This window comes from Shewanella sairae (assembly GCF_023283535.1).
Lineage (GTDB): Bacteria > Pseudomonadota > Gammaproteobacteria > Enterobacterales > Shewanellaceae > Shewanella > Shewanella sairae.
On the sequence record NZ_JAKILT010000014.1, the window covers coordinates 13,133 to 33,423 of the forward strand.

Sequence of the window (20,291 nt, forward strand, 5' to 3'; positions counted from 1 at the left end):
GCCGGTATAAGATTCTGCTAACCGCTATGTATGACTTCGCGAGTTAAATTATTTGCACTTAGTTTATGATGATGTAGCTATTTTTTATCAATCAAGTCAGCAGGTTACCTATCGGTAATTTAACAGCTGACGGTGTAAATAAATAGTTCGTTTGCTGTTAAATTGGAGTGTGTTGATTACTGAAATGTAATTTCGTGATGAGCGTCTCAAATGGTGTAAAAAATAGAACCTAGGATCGTTATAACCTGCTCTTTCTTGCCATTTTGGGCAGTGACACAAATGGTAAAGCTTTGCTTGTTTTGCAAAAGTGTAATGAGGCTAGTTGAGTTGTGATTTTTGACTAATAACTGTCTAGGCAGAGTTTATTAAAGTGTATTGCTGGGGAAGTTTAACTCATGTTAAGCAGCGAATTATACTGAACCAAGTTTCATCTTATGATAAAAATGTCGACTTACTATAAGGTTATAAATTACTACGATTAACTCATCCCAAAAACCTATAAGGGTTATTGCGCTGATTATTTAGCACTGCATAGCAGCGTTATGCATTTAATTCGGTTTACATTGAGGTTTATTTTGTCTGCTTTTTACCATAGTTGTCGCTATTTCCTGTTGCCTATTTTGTTTGTTGCTTGCGCGCTAGGAGCCTTATCTTTTTATCAAACAAGTTTGCAGCAATGGCAGGAGGTGATAGAACAGCTTCCTTATTGGTTATTAAGTGCTGCGGTGATCATCGCACTGCAATTTAATCGCAGTCGGCTAGGTTATTTGGCTTTATTAATGTTGGGCTATTACGCCTATACAAAAAACATCGGTTTTACTGCTGCTGAGCAAAACACATACTGGGAGCAAATTCTGTTGGGTGGTAGCTTCACTATCACCTGGTTCGCATTTGTTAAAGATAGGGGATTACTGTCGCCTCATTCTATCGTGCGTTTATTGGGGATCTCATTGTGTTTTATTGCTGGTTTTTTATGGGTGTGGGCTAATACGCAATACCAACAGCAATTAGATAGCTATCTCCCCGAAAGTTCAGGCATGACTTATCGCACTTTACTGCCTTTGTATTTCTGTGTGTCTTTAGTTTGGATACTGGCACTTTGGCGGGCAAACTTAGTCAATACCTCAATATTTATTACTTTATGTTTATGGGCTGTACACTTTATTTCTCCAGAATTAATGACACTTCCTTTGTCTATGACTGTGCTGGCAGTTGTCTATATTTTGACTGTATTAACGGATTCTTACTTTCTTGCATATCGGGATGAGCTGACGGGGTTAGCATCTCGTCGAGCATTATTTAATTTAGTGCTCTCTTTAGGCCGCAAGTATAGTGTGGCTATGCTGGATATCGACCATTTTAAAAAGTTTAATGACACTTACGGTCATGATGTGGGTGATCAGGTTTTAAAATTAGTCGCCAGCAAGATAGGTGCGGTTAAAGGGGGGGGCAAAGCCTTTCGCTATGGTGGTGAAGAGTTTACCATTATCTTTTCTCGAAAAGATGCAAGCTCAGTGCTTTGTTACCTTGAAGCGGTACGTGAAGCCGTTGAAGATTACGATATTGTGCTTCGCAATGAAAAGCGTAAAAGCCAATCTAAGGCGACGCGCGGCAAAGACCAAGGCAGAAACCTGCATCAAACTGTGAGCGTGACAATATCCATTGGTGTTGCTGAGCATGAAAATGGTGAAACCTTTGAGCAAACCATGAAACGATCCGATTTAGCCCTATATAAAGCTAAGAAGAAAGGTCGTAATCAGGTTTGTATGTAACCTAGATTTGTATGTAGCTCTGCAGCGAATATTGTGATGTGTGGGCTGTTTTATAATGCTTTGATTCGAGTGGCTCTGCTCGAATCAAATAGGCCACACCTAAATATGCACCCAAATATGGTTACTTAAGTGGGCTTGCTCAACTTGAGATGAATTAGTTTAATTACCGAGGCACAAGCAAGTATTGCGAATTCAGCTATGACTCACTCATCTAAAACGGGTGATATTACGATTGCCCTACCTTCGCTTATTCATCGCATTGGGCGTGAGTCTGTAAAACAGGCTCAGGACCTTGCAACCAAGTGTCATTGTGAGCTTAAGCGAATACGTCGTTCACGCAACTGGGGCATTACAGGTGAGGCGTTACAGGTTCAATCTTTTAATCAGCAACTAAAAACGATGCAGTTAAGTGTTGCTAGTAGTGAGTTTGCTTACTTGATTAAGAAGCTCGATGCCGGACTGCTCAAACATGCAGATAAACTCGAGTCTTTAGAGGATAAACTTGCCAGGCTTATTCGCCACGAACCAAATATCACTTTGGCTGAACTTGCCCACCTGACCGACTGCACTATGGCTGAGGCTAGAACCGCACGTTTTAATGTCGATGTATGCTAAGTCGCTAATCGTTACCTTTAATGTTCCCGCTTCAATAATAGGCCTTAGCTGGCCTATCTTAGGCTGTTAAATCAATTCGTTTGAGATTGCTTCTAAGTGCATCTCTAGTTCACCTTCAGTTTTAGGCAGAGAATTTAGTTCAAAAGTGACTGGGGCACTGCCGTTTAACATAAACACTGAGTTTTCGCCGTGATCATAGTGAAACCATTTTCCGTTTACACATAAATCTGTATAGCAATTTGGTAGGAGTTCCATAGGGCACCTTTAGGTTTCATTATTATTTTAAAAGAGATAAATCTGCACATACGTGAGCTTGGCTTTGAAATCGAAAAGTCTCTACGTGATCAAGCTCACCTTTATATGACCTCAAAAGCGTTAGGGGCTCATTGATCTAAATCAAAAACTGTAAAGGTTGTGTCTTTTATAGGTTGTTTTGGCGATATAAATCTCTTTTTTATGTCAGATTGAAGCGCCTTGTTAGTATTAAATCTTGCCTTTTAGGCGCTATTGGTAGATGTGACTTATATTGAGTTTAAGCACTGTTTAATAAAGAGTTCGGGGCTTAAATAACGCCAAAATAGGTACTGTTGTCACTTATTTCTGTTATTGGTATCGCTTTTAAAAGTAATGACTTGCACTCAAAAAAACTAAGGAATACTCTACGCGCACACAAGCTGGTGGCGAACCCGCCTGCTTCAGTTGCAGATTAAAGATAAAAATGAGGTTTACATGCTTAGCAGTACTGTTTTCGACAGGTTAACGTTAGACGACGTGTTAAGTGAACATCTTGCAGGGTTAGACAGTTACGATGAGCCTTACTTTATCTGTATGCAATTAAGTACGACAGCTGATGAAGCGATAAAGATGTTGATCCCTGAGCTTGATCATCTCGATGACGACATTTATGCCTTTAGACTTGAAAAGCAGCTGCTATTATTCAGCCTTGAGTGCGAAGTGGACGAGGTCAAGTCACTAGCAAACATGTTACTTGACGCCTTTGCTGCTAATAAGGTAACCGCACAAATAGCGGTTTTTCATCACAACAGCTTAGGTAAGCCGGTTGAGACGTTGAAGTGGTCGACCCAATTATTAGAAACCCTCATTGAAAAATCGCCTAATGAGTCGATTGTCGAGTTTAATGATTTTTGCGATCGTGGCAATTGGCCGGGATTAAGCGGCTATGTTGAGGGGCTTGAGCAAGGCCACGGCGCTGATTTCGGCTATGACTATGATGACTATGACGATGATTTTGATGACGACGATGACTTTGATGATGACGAAGATGATAAAGATCGTTTTGATGAGCATGGATTCGATGAGAACGGTCTAGATGCCAATGGTTTTACCGCGCTTATTCAAGCCATTTTAGCTAAAGACGCCGCATTAGTTGCCAAGATGATTTCCAATGGTGCAGACGTCAATCAGGGCGATTGGTACAAGAATAAACCGCTTAATCATGCGGTCCAAAAAAGTACGCTTGAGATTGTTAGCTTACTACTTGAAGCTGGCGCGAATCCTAATCAAGCGGGCAGTTATGGCACGTTAGCACTCAATATCGCCAGTTTTAACGGCATGTTACCAATCATGCAGTTGTTATTATCAAAGGGGGCAGACGTCAACGGCTTAGATGATGAAGCTGAGAGCGCACTGATGGCTGCAGCCGGTCAGAGCACTGCCGAGGTGGTGGCATTATTGCTGCAATCAGGTGCCGATAGTAATGCGCTCAGTGGCGATGGTAATACAGCATTAATTAAGGCTGTTATTGGTAATTATAATGAACGTGCTGCGATTGTTGAGTTACTGCTTGCTAATGGCGCGGCCAAGACGATACATCATCAGAATATTCATGACTCAAGCGCGATGGATTTGGCTGTAGACCGTGAGCATCAAGACATTGTTGAAATGCTAAAGCAGGCGATGTAACAGCGGTTTTCGATATTGATGCCTGCAACATGAACTAAAGGGATAAGCTTTACGGCTTATCCCTTTTTTATGATGCAAAAAACTGTAAACCAGATTAGAGGTATATGCGTATTTACCTCTGTAGAGGCCAATAGGTGCCTTTATCACTGCAGCCAAAGCAAGGGGCTTTGTTATTAGCACTGTGATGAGCAAAGCTTTCAAGGGGTATTTATGTCTTTATCGAAACATCTATTCGTTTTTAATCATGTGGTTGCTAACGGCATAAAACGTGATGATAAATATCATTTAGATGGCTTAACGGCCTGGCATGATATCGATGGCTACACCTGTTATTTGGGCTATCAGGACTTAGTGATGACGCTGATGTTTCACGGCCGTTTTGCTTATGAGTATCAAAAGCGGATGACCTACAACGAATTTAATTCGCTGGTAGATAATCGCTTTAGGCAGCTTAATCAGCCGCAATAAGCATAACTCGCCATATCGATCAAAAGACTAATCTAAATTCTATGTTGCTACGTAATACCCCTTACCAGTAGCAACGATAGGCAAGCGCATGTCACCGCACAAAAAAGCACTCTTTTGCTTCAGCAATGATTTAAGGTTAAGCGATAACCAAGCGCTAAATTATGTACTGCAGCAATGTGAGTCTGTTGCCTTGGTTTATATCTTCAACCCACAAGACTTTATTGCTCAGCGCTATCATCAAGCCTCGCTAGGAAAGCACCGCCTAAATTTTATTATCAACAGCCTGCTGGATCTTGAGCAGCAATTACGCGCACAAGGCCACCAGTTACAGATCTTGTTGGGAGATCCTGTGACTGTATTGTCTGAGCTAATCAATAATGAAGCTTTTAGTCTGGTGGGATACACAGCATCAGTGGGGGCTGAGGAACAAAGTCGTTGGCATAAATTAGCATCTGCATGGAGCGGGGCAGAAAACGTTAATCGTAAAGTCAATTTTCTTGCCAATTGGAACAACAGTTTATTTAGTGCTGAGCAAATAAGCTCGCTTGCTGATGCGTTTAGCAGTTTTTCTTGTTTTCGTCGCAAGGTCGAAAAGTCTTTGCTAACCGTTGCCATGCCTTGTGAAACTTGGCCACAGCGCCGAGTAAAGCCATTGGACTTATCTTTGGCATCACAGCGTTTTAAAGTTAGTGACGCTTGGCTATCTGACAATAGTGCTGCGGCTAGCACTCCTTTTAAAGCGGGCGAGCAAGCAGCACAAGCACATTTAACTCAATACTTTTTAACCTCACTGCCTCATAGCTATAAAGCCACTCGTAATACATTCGATGGCTTTGACAATTCAACCAAATTTAGTCCCTATCTTGCTCAGGGTAATTTATCTGCTCGGCAGATATGGAACGCACTTAAACACTTTGAATTAGATCAAGGGTCAAGTGATTCAAGCTATTGGATAGGCTTCGAACTGCTATGGCGCGAGTATTTTCATTGGTTAGCGCTGCGTATGGGTAAAGCGCTGTTTCAGTTTAAAGGTTTAGCTGCTGCAGCGCCGTTAACCAGTTATTTTCCTGAGCGCTTTACCAAATGGTGTAGTGGCTGTACGCCATATCCATTAGTTAATGCGTGTATGAAACAGCTTAATGCCACCGGCTATATGTCTAATCGAGGCCGGCAGATTGTCGCTAGTTGCTTGGTTAATGAGTTAGGTCTTGATTGGCGCTATGGCGCTGCTTATTTCGAGCTGCAGTTGGTTGATTATGATGTGGCGTCTAATTGGGGCAATTGGCAATACATAGCTGGTGTTGGCGTCGATCCTCGCGGCGGTCGGCAGTTTAATCTACAAAAACAAACAGAGATTTATGATCCTGCAGGCGAGTTTATTGCCAAGTGGCAGGGAGAGGTTAATAGCAGCCAAGCGCTAGACTCAGTTGATGCTGCTGATTGGCCTTTGCAAGCTGAAACGCTACTGGCTAAATCGGAGGCCTAGTTGAGTCACTCAAAGCTTGAGTCAAAAGTATGCCTGGTGTGCTTAAGGCCATTTAATTGGCGTAAAAAGTGGCGCAAAGATTGGGAGCAAGTGAAGTATTGCTCCAAGCGCTGCGCAGGCCAAAAATCTAGACTAGCTAACACTGAGACTGACAAGGAGAGTGCATGAGCGATCACCCGTCTGTAAAAAGGTTGCGGCTAATATTGGGCGACCAACTCAATGCTGCTCACTCTTGGTACCAACAGCAAGATGACGATACCTTGTATGTGATTGCTGAGCTAAAGCAAGAAACAGACTATGCCAAGCACCACGTGCAAAAGGTTTGTGCTTTTTTTGCTGCCATGCAGGCATTTGCATTAGCCCTGCAGACAGCTGGGCATAAGGTGTTGCACTTAACACTCGATGACACCACAAAGTATCAAGATTTACCTGCTTTGCTAACAGAGTTAATGAGTCAATATCAGATTAGCGAGTTTCAGTATCAGTTACCTGATGAATACCGTTTACGCCAGCAGCTATCGCTGTTTTGTCGCCAGCTACCTATTCCTTTTATGGCGTTTGAAACTGAGCATTTTTACTTGTCAGACTCGGAGTTAAAGGATTACTTCTCTCAGGGCAAAAAACATCGTTTAGAGCATTTCTATCGCAAGCTGCGTCGCCGCTTTGATCTATTAATGCAAGGTAATGAACCTGCTGGTGGGCAGTGGAATTATGATGCTGAAAATCGGCAAAAACTTAAAGCCGCGGATTTTGCAGCTGTACCAACGCCATTGACGTTTACTAACGATGTTAGCGATATTTTAAGCCGACTTAAGCGTCATAATGTTAAAACCATTGGCCTTGCTCATGCTGCATTGTTGTGGCCGGTAAGCCGTCATCAAGCTAATGAGTTACTCCAATATTTTTGTCGTCACTGTTTAGTCAATTTTGGTCGCTTTCAAGATGCGATGACCCATGAGTTAGACACGGCCGCAGCACCTGTTAATGGCGAGTTAGCGCTAGCGCCTGCTCCAGACAGCAAAGTCGAACAAGTCACGATTGCAGAATACAAAAAGCAGTGGAGCCTGTATCACTCGCGGTTGTCGTTTGCGCTCAATGCCAAAATGTTAAGCCCGCAGCACGTCGTCGATACCGCTATTGCCACTTATCAGCAAGCTGATGGTGCGATTACCTTGGCGCAAATTGAGGGTTTTGTCCGGCAAATTCTAGGTTGGCGTGAATTTATCAGAGGGGTTTATTGGGCAAATATGCCTGAGTACGCCAGCTTGAATCATCTTGGCGCTAGGCGAAAGTTACCGAGCTGGTTTTGGAGTGGTAATACCAAAATGAACTGTATGCAGCACGCGATAAAACAATCCCTTGATTATGCTTACGCTCACCACATTCAGCGCTTAATGGTAACCGGAAACTTTTGCTTAATCGCGGGTATTGATCCCGATGAGGTTGACGCTTGGTATCTGGGCATTTATATCGACGCTATTGAGTGGGTCGAGATGCCCAATACCCGTGGTATGAGTCAGTTTGCCGATGGCGGCATTGTGGGCTCCAAAGCGTATGCTGCAAGCGGTAACTACATCAATAAAATGAGTGATTACTGCAGTGGTTGTCAGTACGAGGTGAAACAAAGTCACAGCGATAATGCTTGTCCGCTAAATGCACTTTATTGGCATTTTATGCAGCAACATATTGATGATTTTAAGGGCAATCCACGTACGCGTATGGTTTATGCCAACTGGCTAAAAAAGCCGCCTGAAGCACAGCAACTTATTTTACAACGTGCTGAGTATTTGATTCGAAATATCGATAATTTATAAGGATATTGATAAATGAAACATATTAATTTTGCTGATATTGAGCAGATGGAACAGCGTAGCCGGGCACGCTTAATCAACAGTTTGTCTGGATTTAAAAGCGCCAATTTAGTCGCAACGATAAGTGAAGAGGGGCATAGCAATGTGGCGATTATTAGCTCGTGTTTTCATCTCGGTGCTAGCCCTGCATTGATGGGGATGGTTATTCGCCCCGATAGTGTGCCTCGCGATACGCTAAGCAATATTGAGCAAATGGGCTGCTATACCATTAACCATGTATCAGCCAATATTTATCGTCAGGCGCATCAGACTTCAGCGCGTTATGCTGCAGAGGTGTCTGAGTTCGATAAAGTCGGTCTATCAGCTGAATTTGTTGCTGGTATTGAGGCGCCTTTTGTTGCGCAAAGTCAGCTTAAATTTTCGCTTGAACTGAGAGAAATAATGCCGCTAGCAATTAACGGTACAATCTTAGTGATAGGCGAAATTACTCATATTATGGTGGATGAGTCAGGCCTAAAAGAAGATGGTTATATTGATATTGAAGCGCTGGAAAGTGTTGCCGTATCAGGGCTTGATAGCTATCACCAAACCCAAAGATTGGCGCGCTTAAGTTATGCTAAACCTGATAAGGCCTTGGTGACATTGCCGATAGATGGCCATTAATCGCCAGCTGTTTAATTAGCGCTAGCTTAACTAAATTTGATCTACATCAGTTTAAAAAACACCATGTCGCCATAATCATACATTGTCTAGTGTACAAGGTTGATTGTAGGGAGCGCATGGTGTCAGGTAGCCAAGTCACAGACCAAAAGCTGATCTTAATCCTTAAAACCTGCATTAGCATTGGGTTGTGTCTTATTATACTGGGGATCTACCTGCATAATTTTAACGCAACCGTGCATGCGATGGGCGTGCAGGGGATCGTCATTAGCGCCATGTGTGTCGCCTTTGGCATGGTGTTGTCACTGCCCACCAAAATGTACCTCACCTTTATTTTGGTTAAACGCGAAGCCGATAATAACCAATAAGTTAGCCTCTATTGTGAATCCATACTTAAGCGATTAAGCATTTAATAGCCAGTAACTAATTAGCCTTAATCAGCGCATTTAGTTAATTAACCCAAGACTAATGCGCCAAAAACACCGATAATTCTCCCAATACGTTTATTTAGCCTTAACAATCGTTGAGTAACATGCTCATTACTGAGCAAACAACTCATAAACTAGACTTGTTCTTTAGGCGCGCTCGCAACAAAGTGGAAATCATATTCAATGGAAATCAAAGTTAACTTTCTCGATAATTTGAGATTAGAAGCCAAGTTCGACGACTTTACCGTCACCGCCGATCAGCCAATCCGTTATAAAGGCGATGGCTCAGCACCGAGTCCATTTGATTACTTCTTAGCATCATCTGCTTTGTGTGCGGCTTACTTTATCAAGGTGTATTGTAAGGCTCGCGATATTCCAACTGAAAACATTCGTTTGTCGCAAAACAATATCGTTGATCCTGAAGATCGTTATAACCAGATCTTCCAAATCCAAGTTGAATTGCCAGACGATATTTCTGACAAAGATCGCCAAGGCATTTTGCGCTCGATTGAGCGTTGTACCGTTAAAAAAGTGGTGCAAACTGGCCCAGAATTTAAGATTGAAACCGTTGAAAACCTAGATGCAGACGCTAATGCGATGCTAATGGGTCAAAGCGACAGCGATGCTAGCACTTATATCTTAGGTAAAGACTTACCGCTTGAGCAAACCATTGCCAACATGACTGGCATGCTAGCCGACTTAGGCATGAAGATTGAGATCTCATCATGGCGCAATATCGTGCCAAACGTGTGGTCACTGCATATTCGTGATGCGGCATCACCTATGTGTTTCACTAACGGTAAAGGTGCAACCAAAGAGAGCGCGCTTTGTTCTGCACTGGGCGAGTTTATCGAACGTCTAAACTGCAACTTCTTCTACAACGACCAGTTCTTTGGTGAAGAGATTGCTAACAGTGAATTTGTGCATTACCCAAATGAAAAGTGGTTCGCACTCACTGACGATGACTCACTGCCAACTGGCATTCTTGATGAATATTGTCTTGAGATCTACAACCCAGAAGGCGAACTTGCAGGCTCTAACCTGATTGATACTAACTCAGGCAATATCGACCGCGGCATTTGCAGTATTCCATATACTCGTCACTCAGACGGTGAAACGGTTTACTTCCCATCAAACCTGATTGAGAACTTGTTCTTAAGTAACGGTATGAGCGCGGGTAACAATATCCAAGAAGCGCAGGTTCAGTGTCTGTCAGAGATCTTTGAGCGTGCAGTTAAACGCCAAATCATCGAGCAAGAAATTATCCTGCCAGAAGTGCCAATGAGCGTACTTGAAAAGTACCCAAGTATTCTTGCCGGTATTAACGGTCTGGAAGAGCAGGGCTTCCCAGTTGTTGTTAAAGATGCATCATTAGGCGGTCAATTCCCAGTGATGTGTGTGACCCTAATGAACCCGAAAACTGGCGGTGTATTTGCTTCATTTGGCGCACACCCAAGCTTTGAAGTGGCATTAGAGCGCAGCTTAACTGAGCTATTGCAAGGTCGTAGCTTCGAAGGCTTAAACGATGTACCAAAGCCAACTTTTAACAGCATGGCAGTCACTGAGCCTGAAAACTTTGTGGAACACTTTATTGATTCAACTGGTGTAATTTCATGGCGCTTCTTCAGCAGCAATGCTGAGTTTGATTTCTGCGAGTGGGATTTCTCTGGTACTAACCAAGAAGAAGCTGACAGCTTATTTGGTATTTTGGCCGATTTAGGTAAAGAGGTGTATACCGCAGAATTTGACCAACTTGGCGCATCAGCTTGCCGCATGTTGGTACCAGACTTCTCTGAAGTGTACCCAGTTGATGACTTGATTTGGGATAACACCAACAAGGCGCTGGAGTACCGCGAAGATATTCTTAATCTGCACTCGCTTTCTGATGAAGAGCTAGTAAATTTAGTTAACCGCCTAGAAGAAAGCCAGCTAGATAACTACACTGACATCCGCACCATGATTGGTATCGTGTTTGATGAAAACACAGTCTGGGGTCAGCTAACGATTATTGAGCTTAAGATCTTAATCTATCTAGCACTGGGCGCAGCAGAAGAGGCGATGGAGCTAGTCGACAGTTTCCTACAGTTTAACGACAACACGGTTGAGCGTGGCTTGTTCTATCAAGCGGTTAGCGCAGTACTTGAAGTGGAAATGGACGAAGAGCTTGAGCTTGAACACTTTATCCATAACTTCAACCGTATGTTCGGCATCGATGTGATGCAAAACGTTGTGGGCACAGTTAGCGGTGAAGTGCGTTTCTACGGCTTAACTAAAACAAGTATGGCACTTGAAGGCATTGAGCCACACTTACGCTTAATTGAAAGCTACAAGAAGCTGCATAGCGCTCGCGCTAAAGTGGCAAACATGGCTAAATAACATGCGTTAAGCTGTTTTAACGAGATAAGTTATTAACCATTAAAAAGCGAACCTTGCTCATTCATAGGTTCGCTTTTTTGTGGGCGTTATTATTGATTACCAGCAGCAATCGCTGCTCTGCAATACTAGCTCTTAAGACTAGCCCTTAACACTAGCCCTTAACACTAGCCTTCAATCGGTAAACTTATCGGTAAAATAAGCCACCAAATAATCGATAAATGCCCGTACTCGCTGGGTTTGGTACTCACTAGCCTTATAAACCGCATACATAGGTAAGTTAGCTGCACTATAAGCGGGTAAAACTTGTTGTAGCTCTTGGTTAGCTAGCGCAGGTTCTACCATCCAACTCGGCAAGGCGGTAATGCCTTGGCCCATTTTAGCCATAGCTAATAGCATTTCTGCACTATCACTACTAAAAGCGCTATTTACATTCACTTTGCTGACTTGCTGGTGGTTATCGGTTAATTGCCAAGTGTTAGACAACGCGCTTAATGAATAGCTCAAGCACCGCTGTTGGGCTAAGTCGCTCGGTATGGTTATCTTTGCTTGGTGGGTTAAGTACTCTGCAGATGCGACGAGTATCGCCCGATTATTAAATAAAAAGCGTGCCTTATAGTTTGAGTCTGCAAGCTGGCTCACTCGCACAGCAATATCGGTATTAGTTTCGATTAAATCCACTAAGCGATCATTAACCGAGATATTGATCTTAAGCAGTGGGTGCAGCTGCATAAACTGGCTTATCGGCTTGGCTAATAGGGTGGTTGCCATCGCGCTTGGTAACGACAAGCTTAACTCGCCGCTAACTTGATTCAACTCTTCCTTTAAGCGTGACTCGGTGTAACTCATTTCATCAAGCAGCTTATCGCAATAGCTAAGGTATTCTTTTCCTTGGCTGGTGAGGTTTACTTGCCGACTATTTCGGTGGAATAAGCTAAAGCCAATCCTATGCTCTAACCAAGCAATTCTTTTACTCACAGCACTTTGTGTCAGATTTAAATTTTCGGCCGCTGCGGTAAAACTGCCAAGCTGAGCGACGCGAATGAAAAGGCGCTGACAATCGTATTTATCCATGCAGTTACCTACTAACTGATTAGGGCTTATATCCTTATTAGTTTACTTACTTAATTAATGCATTCCAAATAGGAATCAGTATAAGTCTAATAAAGCTATTATTCTGCCTTGTCTGGAATGGTTAAATGTAAGTCTTACTTATGCGGAGAACAAAATAATGACCTTAACTATTTCCTCGACAATATCTGCATTACTGATGGTATTTTTTATGTTTGCAGGCTCAATAAAATTAACTGGTTGGCAGAAGTTTATATTCGAAACCCAGCTCAATTTCTTTAAAAAGTATGGCTTAAATAGAGCGGCAATGTTTGCTGTCGGTATTATTGAATTTACAGCCGCACTGCTGTTATTAGCAGCTTTATGTTGGGGCGACCTTCAATGGCAAACCATAGGAGCAGGAATGATAGCGGTTACTTCTTTTGGTGCACTTGGGTTTCACTATCGATTTGATAAATGCAGCGATGCGATCCCTGCCGCAGTCACTTTGCTGCTAGCGCTAGCGCTAGCGCTGCTAACGCTTAACTTCTAATAACAACTGTTGATAACAAATAATTATAATAATAAGAAAACATCATAATTATTTATCTGGATTTAATTGCCTTAATATAGCCTCCATAGATTGCTTACGCGGGAGTGATAATCATCCCTGCTAGCAAGATCAGCGAATGTGTTTTGGAGCTAAAGATGAAGTTTTTACACACCATGTTGCGTGTTGTTGATTTAGACAAATCAATTGAGTTTTACAACAAAGTGTTGGGTATGAAGGTACTTGAAAGAACAGACAACACTGAGTACCGCTACACCTTAGTGTTTGTTGGCTTTGAAGCTGGCGGCACCACAATCGAATTAACCCATAACTGGGACACCAACAGCTATGAAAAAGGTACTGCATTTGGCCACTTGGCGTTAGGTACCGATGATATTTATGCTGCTTGCGATAAGATTACAGCGCTTGGCGGTAATGTGACTCGCGAACCGGGGCCGGTAAAAGGTGGCTCGACTCATATTGCCTTTATTACCGATCCTGATGGCTATCAAATTGAGCTTATTCAGCTTAGCTAGTTGATTACGATAATTTATAGCTCAGGTTTCTCACGTTAGTTCATCGCACAGGTTTATCACTGTTATCAGAATTTAACCGCGCTCAGCAGACTGCTGAAGTTTTATATTATTTTTAGGCTGAGCAGCGTCGCTTAAGAGGAATTGAAAATGAAAAACGCACTATTTCAACCAGTACAACTAGGCCGCCACACTCTTAATAACCGCATTGTGATGCCTCCAATGACCCGTTCGCGCGCCACTCAGCCAGGTAATGAAGCTAACGATATGATGGCCACTTATTACGCGCAGCGTGCATCGGCTGGGTTAATTGTTGCTGAAGGCACCCAAATTTCGCCAATGGGCCAAGGCTATGCGTGGACGCCGGGCATTTACAGCCCATCACAAATTGCTGGCTGGAAGAAAACCACTGACGCCGTACATGAAAAAGGCGGGGTTATTTTTGCTCAGTTATGGCACGTTGGCCGTGTGACGCACCCTGACAATATTGGTGGTGAGCAGCCAATTTCATCATCGGCTTTAAAAGCTGAAGGTGTAAAAGTCTTTATCGATAATGGCAGTGATGAGCCAGGTTTTGTTGAAGTGGTTGAACCGCGCGAAATGACTAAAGCCGATATTGAAATGGTGATTGCTCAGTACCGTCAAGCGGCGTTAAACGCAGTTGAAGCAGGCTTTGATGGCATTGAACTGCACGCAGCTAACGGTTACTTGGTGAATCAGTTTATTGATTCTGAAGCGAATAACCGTACCGACGAATACGGTGGCAGCATTGAAAATCGTTTGCGCTTTTTAGATGAAGTGGTGGCAACAATGGTGGATGCCATCGGCAGCGATAAAGTCGGTGTGCGTTTAGCGCCATTTACCTCACTCAACGGCACTGTCGATGCGACCCCTGAAGAGACCTATACCGCAGCGGCAGCATTACTTAACAAGCACAATATTGTGTATCTGCACCTTGCAGAAGTGGACTGGGACGATGCGCCTGAAACGCCTGCAACATTTAAACGTGCCGTGCGTGATGCGTTTGATGGTGTGCTGATTTATGCCGGTAAATATGACGCTGACAAAGCGGCGCAAACTGTCGCAGATGGTTTAGCCGATATGATTGGTTTCGGGCGTCCATTTGTGGCAAACCCTGACCTACCTAATCGTATTAAGCATGGATTTGAGCTTGCTACGCACGACCCTGCAACCTTGTTTGGTGGCGCTGAAAAAGGCTTAACTGATTACAGTGAATATAATCAGTAGCATTAGCCGCACTTCCTAATTTAAAATAGTCAGTAATAGCAATCCCATGTGGATTGCTATTTTGTTTTGTGCTGTCTATTTTGATGTTGTCACTTCTCTCCATATCAAAATAACGTATCCATCTCCTTTTTAAGAGTGCTCATAATGCGCGGAGTCTTGTATCTTTTTGTCGCCACCTTATTGGCTGCTATGGGCTGGATTGCCTCAAAAGTGGTTGTACAGTCAATGGCGGGAGAAATGTTTATTGCGAGTAGATTTATACTCGCAAGCCTGATTTTAGTGCCTTTTTGCTATAAAAGTTTACTTAAGTTAAGCGCCAAGCAAGTGCTGTCAGCCTGTGGTGTTGGGGTGTTTTTAGGCTTAGCATTACAAGTATGGATTTATGCGGTATCGATAAGTGATGGCTTATCTGAGGGCGCATTTATCATGAGTTTAGCCATGATTATTGCGCCTTTAACTGCCTGGTTACTGTTTCAAGTTAAACCTAATCGTGCATTTTGGATTGCACTGCCGGTCAGTGTGAGCGGCATGATGTTAATGAGCTTAACTAATGGCTGGAAGATGGAGTCGAGCCAGTTATTGTTCTTGCTCGCATCGGCTTTGCTGTCAGTACACTTTGTGATGAATAAGCGTATTAGCGGCAATTTAAAACCGCTTGTTTCTATCTGCTTGCAGCTGTTTGTGGTTGGTTTAGTTGGCTTGTTATACACGCTATACACAGAGCCAGATGCTGTGCAGTTTTCCAATCAACTGATGGTGTGGTTTGTGGTTTCAACGGTTGCAGCAACCTCTGTGCGCTACCTATTACAAACCATGGGGCAGTATAAAGTCAGCATGGAAACAGCGGCACTATTAATGATTTTAGAACCAGTCTGGACCTTATTACTCAGTATTAGTGTGCTGGGTGAAACATTAGAACCGCAAAAGCTACTGGGTGGTGGGGTGATTTTCCTGTCTTTGATTACCTATATAAAGCTTTCTAGGCGTTATGCCAAGGCAGAGCTTGCTAAGATGGAATTAGCTAAATCAGCATGAAGATGGATTAAAAAAAGCCAGCTATTTTAGCTGGCTTTTTTCGGTTTTGTGCTGTCTGCTTTTACATAACTTTCCGGCTAGTGATAGTTAGCCAACAAAGCTCATAAAACCTTTGAGGATAATCGCGTTAACGATATCGACAAAGAACGCGCCTACAATTGGCACCACCATAAAGGCTTGCGGTGACGGGCCGGTTCTTGAAACTAGCGCGCCCATGTTCATTACTGCTGTTGGCGTAGCACCTAGGCCAAAGCCACAGTGACCGCCCGCCATGACTGCGGCATCGTAATTGCTGCCCATCATCTTAAATGTCACGAAATAAGCAAATAACGCAAGTACCGCTGTTTGCACCACTAATATAATGAGTAGTGGAATAGCAAGGTCAAAAATTTCCCATAGTTTTAGGTTCATTAGTGCCATTGACAGGAACAGCGCTAGCGATACCGAACCTAGCACATCAACACACTCACTGTTTATTTTGTAGCTACGTGACAGTTCAGTACAGTTAGTAATAATCACGCCAATAAACAGCGCATAAACAAACTCTGGCATTTTTAACCAGCTTGCACCAACCACTTCAATAAGTGTGCTAGTCCACTTCGCACCAGCAACACAAAGTAGCATGATGAACAGGACTTCTAGCACGCTCTTGGCTGTGACTCGGTCAATTTCTAATTGATCATAAGTTACAAGATCGGGGTGATCAGTGTGATGATTGCCACCAATTCCGTAGCTAGAAACGAGCTTGTTTTTATTAATAAGTTGCTGGGCAACTGGACCACCGATAATACCGCCCATTACCAAACCAAAAGTAGCCGCTGCCATGGCAAACTCAAGTGTGTTGATGCCGTATTCAGTTTGGAAGGTATCAGCCCAAGCTGCGCCTGTGCCATGTCCACCCGATAGGGTAATCGAGCCTGCAATCAAGCCCATAAAGGACTCAAGCCCTAAAAGGTTAGCTAAACTAACGCCGACAATATTTTGAATAACAATAAACAGTGACGCGACACCTAAGAAGATGAAAACTTTACTGCCGCCTTTTAGTAGCAACTTATAGTTTGCCGCTAAACCTACGGTACTAAAGAACATCAGCATCAGGGTGTTTTGCATCGATAGGCTAAAGGCAACGGTAATATCGTTGAAGTGCAGCACTGTTATAGCAGCAGCAATAATTAAGCCGCCGACAATGGGTTCGGGGATATTATATTTTTTAATATTGGGATATAGCGGTTAACCGCATGACCGATAAATAGCACGAGAATCGCGACTAAAAATGATTCGAGTTCGCCAATGGTAAAGACTGTATTCATATGACTCCTAGCAAAATAGATAAAGTCGTTATAAAAAACCTGTTTATTTGTTGCTGACTTTTTGTTTTTATTGGTTTGTTTTTGTTGGTTTTTTATTTTTACGCCTATTTGGTGGCGGCATATACTGCCACACTTATTTATCTCTGGGATATCTCTGGTTGTACGCTAATTGTACGATTTGGATTAATATTTATTTATATTTGACCTAGGTAGCAGCTTTTATTATTCGTGAGTGAGCTGTGCCGCAATATTGGTCAAATATTCTGTTTGCAGTTAGAAATGGAGATAATGGCGAGTTTAAGCTGGTGTTTTGAACAGTAGCCAAGTAAAAGTGAATTTCAGTATCAAGTTTATAAAAGAAAAGCCAGTATGGGGAACTGGCTTTTGTTGTTAGTCTTCGATTTTAAACTGTCTTAATTTTTTAACTCAGTAGCCTTTCAATATATGGTCTAACACTGTCAACGTTATCGCAATAATTAGGAATCGACACACTGTGGTAGCCATCGCCTGAGAATGCTCTGTCAATTTCAATGAGTACGCCAGTTTCTGCGCCGTTATCAACAAAGGTGACTTCTAGCTCTTTAGCACCAAAGAAAGAACGAGACTCTGGTTTAAATTCGTATTCTTGGTAACAGGGTAAGTGAGACGAAAAGTTTTGTGCACTAATATAGCCAACTTCAAGATCTGATTTAAATAAACGGTAACCGCTGTTTTCTATGAACTCTAATACCGAAAGCTGGGTATTTGACGGCACAATGATTAATGGGTCTTTATCTGAGCCATCTATGCCATTTTTAATATCTAAGCCAGTTTGCAGCCATACTTTGGCAATACGCTGACCAAATAAGTTAGAAGCGGGGATCTCTGGATGCAGATCTAACTCAAATTGCTGAGTGATGGTTTCGCCAGGCTGAATAGTGATATCTAGGCTAGGTTGCCAGCTTTGCAGTACTAGGCTTTTGTTGTACTTAACTTCATTGTCACCGACTTCTTGCTCGGCTTTAGCTTCGGCCATAATGGCAAATTCTAGACCGTTTAGCTGTTGCTCAACATCGCCACCTTTAATGACGACTTCGATAGCAAAGGTATCACCAGCACGTAATTGTTCATCAAGTAAAATGGTATCAACGGTGGCTTTGCCAATACCAACACTGGCGAGAAGTTTTTTTAGCATTTATCTTTCCTTGGATCTAAATAAGCTTGAGCGAGACACTAGCATTAGGTGTGGTTCAGCTCAATAACTACTTTGTATCTAATAGGTTAGTTAAATCATCGTTACTGAGCACTTACTCGTAGTAAGCACTTATTTACTGTCTGTCACCGGAGTTATGGCTATAGACGGTTGCCGAAAGCTTATTTCCCTCTAAAAAACTCTGCAATATGTGATGTGAATCACTCATGTTTAAGGCCGTCAGTACTCTACAATAACGCCCCTTTCGTTACCTAAACCGAAATTGTTTAATCGTTATCTTCAGAATGCCTATTCTGGGGATTAAGTGCGCGCGCCGCAAACGTAAAAATGGCGATAAATAAGCCATTTTTTGCTGTGGCAACAGTGAAGTTCAGATGGAAATAATCTAGTTATGAGTACGCCAAGTCATACACCGCACAGCGATGTTAAAGCTGCAACAACGAATAGTGCAGCAAGTTCTAATGATATGCTTGCAAAGTCAGGCGTGTTAGAGCGCTTTTTTAAATTATCTGCCCACAACACTAGTGTTTCAACTGAGGTGATTGCCGGTATCACTACCTTTATGACCATGGTGTATATCGTTTTTGTTAATCCGCAAATTTTGTCTGCTGCGGGTATGGATGCCAGCGCGGTATTTGTGGTGACCTGTTTGATCAGCGCTATTGGTTGTATCGCTATGGGCTTGATTGCTAACTTACCTATCGCACTGGCTCCAGCAATGGGCTTAAATGCCTTTTTCGCTTTTTCTGTGGTTGTGGGGATGGGCGTAAGCTGGCAAGTAGGTATGGGTACCATTTTTTGGGGCGCGGTGTGTTTTGCCATTGTGTCGTTACTTGGGATCCGCTCTTGGATTTTAACTAACATTCCAAAATGCTTACGTATTGGTATTCCAAGTGGTATTGGTTTACTTATCGCCATGGTCGGTTTTAGTAACGCAGGTATTGTGGTGGCAAGCCCTGCAACCATGATTACTGTGGGTGACTTAAGCTCACTAGAATGTGTATTAGGTGCACTAGGCTTCTTTATTATTGTGATATTAGCCTCACATGGTGTCCATTCTGCTGTGCTTATTTCAATTGCAGTCGTCACCGCTATTGCGGCATTGATGGGCGATATTGAATATACTGGCATCGTGTCTATGCCGCCAAGTATTAGTAATACCTTTGGTGAGCTAGACTTAGCAGGTTCACTTGATGTCGCGCTAATGGGGGTGATTTTCTCATTTGCACTGGTTAGTCTATTTGATAGCTCTGGCACCATGATAGGTGTGACCGAAAAATGTGGCTTTACCGACAAGCGCGGTCGTTTCCCACGTATGAAGCAAGCCTTGATCACCGACTCTGCGACGTCTGTTGTCGGCGCTTATATGGGCACATCAACGGTTACCGCTTACATTGAAAGCTCTGCAGGCGTGGCTGCGGGGGGGCGTACAGGTCTAGCCGCGATTGTGGCGGGCCTATTGTTTATCTTAGTAATCTTCTTCTCACCATTAGCGGCAATGGTGCCGGGTTACGCAGTTGCGGGCGCATTGGTTTATGTGGGAATTTTGATGTCATCAGAGCTGGCGAAAATCGATGGTAAAGACTTAACAGAGTCGGCACCGGCCTTTATCACTGCGGTGATGATGCCGTTTACTTTCTCGATTACTGAAGGGGTTGCAGCAGGTTTTATTACTTACTGCGTGCTAAAAGTGGGAACTAACCGCTGGCGTGAAATTCACCCTGGTGTTGCCTTAGTGGCACTGCTATTTATCATCAAGTTTGCTTTTGTTGATGGTCACTAATCGGCTGGCTTAACAGTTAATTGAACAGACTAAAGGCTCAGAAGCATGCTTCTG

Annotated in this window: 18 protein-coding genes and 1 pseudogene; 15 read left to right on the forward strand and 4 right to left on the reverse strand. The window is 43.0% G+C overall.

From position 1 onward, the window contains the following. Positions 1–575: 575 nt before the first annotated feature. Together L2748_RS07905 and L2748_RS07910 are read left to right on the forward strand one after the other, a co-directional pair. Complete coding sequence (locus L2748_RS07905; RefSeq protein ID WP_220779238.1) at positions 576–1,772, forward strand: GGDEF domain-containing protein; 1,197 nt, start codon at positions 576–578, stop codon at positions 1,770–1,772. Positions 1,773–1,970: 198 nt separating this feature from the next. Continuing rightward, a complete protein-coding gene (locus L2748_RS07910) occupies positions 1,971–2,387 on the forward strand; it encodes a ribosome recycling factor family protein (protein ID WP_220779236.1) in 417 nt (138 codons plus the stop codon). A 66-nt stretch (positions 2,388–2,453) separates the two neighbouring features. Here the strand turns inward: L2748_RS07910 and L2748_RS07915 are convergent, their stop codons facing one another. Then, the gene (locus L2748_RS07915) at positions 2,454–2,642 is read right to left on the reverse strand and encodes a hypothetical protein (protein WP_220779234.1); all 189 of its coding nucleotides are present in this window, start codon (positions 2,640–2,642) and stop codon (positions 2,454–2,456) included. A 474-nt stretch (positions 2,643–3,116) separates the two neighbouring features. Between L2748_RS07915 and L2748_RS07920 the strand changes: the two genes are divergently transcribed. From L2748_RS07920 to L2748_RS07955, 8 genes are all read left to right on the forward strand, one after another. Further along, positions 3,117–4,310, forward strand: coding sequence for an ankyrin repeat domain-containing protein (locus L2748_RS07920; protein WP_220779232.1), 1,194 nt, complete (start codon positions 3,117–3,119; stop codon positions 4,308–4,310). 210 nt (positions 4,311–4,520) lie between these two features. Beyond that, complete coding sequence (locus tag L2748_RS07925) at positions 4,521–4,778, forward strand: DUF3081 family protein (RefSeq protein WP_220779230.1); 258 nt, start codon at positions 4,521–4,523, stop codon at positions 4,776–4,778. Between the two features lie 88 nt (positions 4,779–4,866). Then, on the forward strand, positions 4,867–6,264 hold the full coding sequence (locus tag L2748_RS07930) for a DASH family cryptochrome (RefSeq protein ID WP_220779228.1): 1,398 nt from the start codon (positions 4,867–4,869) through the stop codon (positions 6,262–6,264). After that, positions 6,265–6,432 (forward strand): DUF2256 domain-containing protein, encoded by a 168-nt coding sequence (locus L2748_RS07935; protein ID WP_220779219.1) that lies wholly within the window; start codon positions 6,265–6,267, stop codon positions 6,430–6,432. It begins immediately after the preceding gene. Next, complete coding sequence (locus L2748_RS07940; RefSeq protein WP_220779217.1) at positions 6,429–8,078, forward strand: cryptochrome/photolyase family protein; 1,650 nt, start codon at positions 6,429–6,431, stop codon at positions 8,076–8,078. Before L2748_RS07935 ends, L2748_RS07940 begins: the two co-directional genes overlap by 4 nt. Positions 8,079–8,090: 12 nt before the next feature. Then, complete coding sequence (locus L2748_RS07945; protein ID WP_220779215.1) at positions 8,091–8,738, forward strand: flavin reductase family protein; 648 nt, start codon at positions 8,091–8,093, stop codon at positions 8,736–8,738. 119 nt (positions 8,739–8,857) lie between these two features. Then, the gene (locus tag L2748_RS07950; RefSeq protein WP_246616084.1) at positions 8,858–9,103 is read left to right on the forward strand and encodes a hypothetical protein; all 246 of its coding nucleotides are present in this window, start codon (positions 8,858–8,860) and stop codon (positions 9,101–9,103) included. A 243-nt stretch (positions 9,104–9,346) separates the two neighbouring features. Continuing rightward, positions 9,347–11,539 carry an OsmC domain/YcaO domain-containing protein gene (locus L2748_RS07955; RefSeq protein ID WP_220779211.1) on the forward strand — a complete coding sequence of 731 codons (2,193 nt, stop codon included), beginning with the start codon at positions 9,347–9,349 and terminating at the stop codon, positions 11,537–11,539. Between the two features lie 171 nt (positions 11,540–11,710). Here the strand turns inward: L2748_RS07955 and L2748_RS07960 are convergent, their stop codons facing one another. After that, complete coding sequence (locus tag L2748_RS07960) at positions 11,711–12,610, reverse strand: LysR family transcriptional regulator (protein ID WP_220779197.1); 900 nt, start codon at positions 12,608–12,610, stop codon at positions 11,711–11,713. A 157-nt stretch (positions 12,611–12,767) separates the two neighbouring features. Between L2748_RS07960 and L2748_RS07965 the strand changes: the two genes are divergently transcribed. From L2748_RS07965 to L2748_RS07980, 4 genes are all read left to right on the forward strand, one after another. Then, a complete protein-coding gene (locus L2748_RS07965; RefSeq protein WP_220779195.1) occupies positions 12,768–13,139 on the forward strand; it encodes a DoxX family protein in 372 nt (123 codons plus the stop codon). 155 nt (positions 13,140–13,294) lie between these two features. Further along, complete coding sequence (gene gloA / locus L2748_RS07970; protein WP_220779194.1) at positions 13,295–13,672, forward strand: lactoylglutathione lyase; 378 nt, start codon at positions 13,295–13,297, stop codon at positions 13,670–13,672. Positions 13,673–13,819: 147 nt separating this feature from the next. Continuing rightward, positions 13,820–14,917: an alkene reductase gene (locus tag L2748_RS07975; protein ID WP_220779192.1), complete on the forward strand. Its 1,098-nt coding sequence runs from the start codon at positions 13,820–13,822 to the stop codon at positions 14,915–14,917. A 144-nt stretch (positions 14,918–15,061) separates the two neighbouring features. Beyond that, a complete protein-coding gene (locus tag L2748_RS07980; RefSeq protein ID WP_220779190.1) occupies positions 15,062–15,952 on the forward strand; it encodes a DMT family transporter in 891 nt (296 codons plus the stop codon). An 87-nt stretch (positions 15,953–16,039) separates the two neighbouring features. Here L2748_RS07980 and gltS read toward each other — a convergent pair. Together gltS and L2748_RS07990 are read right to left on the reverse strand one after the other, a co-directional pair. Beyond that, positions 16,040–17,262 (reverse strand): annotated as a pseudogene (gltS, locus tag L2748_RS07985) (sodium/glutamate symporter). 421 nt (positions 17,263–17,683) lie between these two features. Next, positions 17,684–18,436, reverse strand: coding sequence for a sporulation protein (locus L2748_RS07990; protein ID WP_220779188.1), 753 nt, complete (start codon positions 18,434–18,436; stop codon positions 17,684–17,686). Positions 18,437–18,938: 502 nt separating this feature from the next. On the opposite strand from L2748_RS07990, the gene L2748_RS07995 reads away from it, so the two are divergent. Then, complete coding sequence (locus tag L2748_RS07995) at positions 18,939–20,237, forward strand: NCS2 family permease (protein ID WP_276516263.1); 1,299 nt, start codon at positions 18,939–18,941, stop codon at positions 20,235–20,237. The last annotated feature ends 54 nt before the right edge of the window (positions 20,238–20,291 follow it).

Excerpts from the sequence above, each read along its gene's own strand:
- L2748_RS07955 (WP_220779211.1), top strand. The coding sequence starts at position 9,347 with ATGGAAATCAAAGTTAACTTTCTCGATAATTTGAGATTAGAAGCCAAG.
- L2748_RS07925 (WP_220779230.1), top strand. The coding sequence starts at position 4,521 with ATGTCTTTATCGAAACATCTATTCGTTTTTAATCATGTGGTTGCTAAC.
- L2748_RS07910 (WP_220779236.1), top strand. The coding sequence starts at position 1,971 with ATGACTCACTCATCTAAAACGGGTGATATTACGATTGCCCTACCTTCG.
- L2748_RS07945 (WP_220779215.1), top strand. The coding sequence starts at position 8,091 with ATGAAACATATTAATTTTGCTGATATTGAGCAGATGGAACAGCGTAGC.
- L2748_RS07990 (WP_220779188.1), bottom strand. The coding sequence starts at position 18,436 with ATGCTAAAAAAACTTCTCGCCAGTGTTGGTATTGGCAAAGCCACCGTT.
- L2748_RS07915 (WP_220779234.1), bottom strand. The coding sequence starts at position 2,642 with ATGGAACTCCTACCAAATTGCTATACAGATTTATGTGTAAACGGAAAA.
- L2748_RS07980 (WP_220779190.1), top strand. The coding sequence starts at position 15,062 with ATGCGCGGAGTCTTGTATCTTTTTGTCGCCACCTTATTGGCTGCTATG.
- L2748_RS07940 (WP_220779217.1), top strand. The coding sequence starts at position 6,429 with ATGAGCGATCACCCGTCTGTAAAAAGGTTGCGGCTAATATTGGGCGAC.
- L2748_RS07920 (WP_220779232.1), top strand. The coding sequence starts at position 3,117 with ATGCTTAGCAGTACTGTTTTCGACAGGTTAACGTTAGACGACGTGTTA.
- L2748_RS07965 (WP_220779195.1), top strand. The coding sequence starts at position 12,768 with ATGACCTTAACTATTTCCTCGACAATATCTGCATTACTGATGGTATTT.
- L2748_RS07960 (WP_220779197.1), bottom strand. The coding sequence starts at position 12,610 with ATGGATAAATACGATTGTCAGCGCCTTTTCATTCGCGTCGCTCAGCTT.
- L2748_RS07930 (WP_220779228.1), top strand. The coding sequence starts at position 4,867 with ATGTCACCGCACAAAAAAGCACTCTTTTGCTTCAGCAATGATTTAAGG.
- L2748_RS07975 (WP_220779192.1), top strand. The coding sequence starts at position 13,820 with ATGAAAAACGCACTATTTCAACCAGTACAACTAGGCCGCCACACTCTT.
- gloA (WP_220779194.1), top strand. The coding sequence starts at position 13,295 with ATGAAGTTTTTACACACCATGTTGCGTGTTGTTGATTTAGACAAATCA.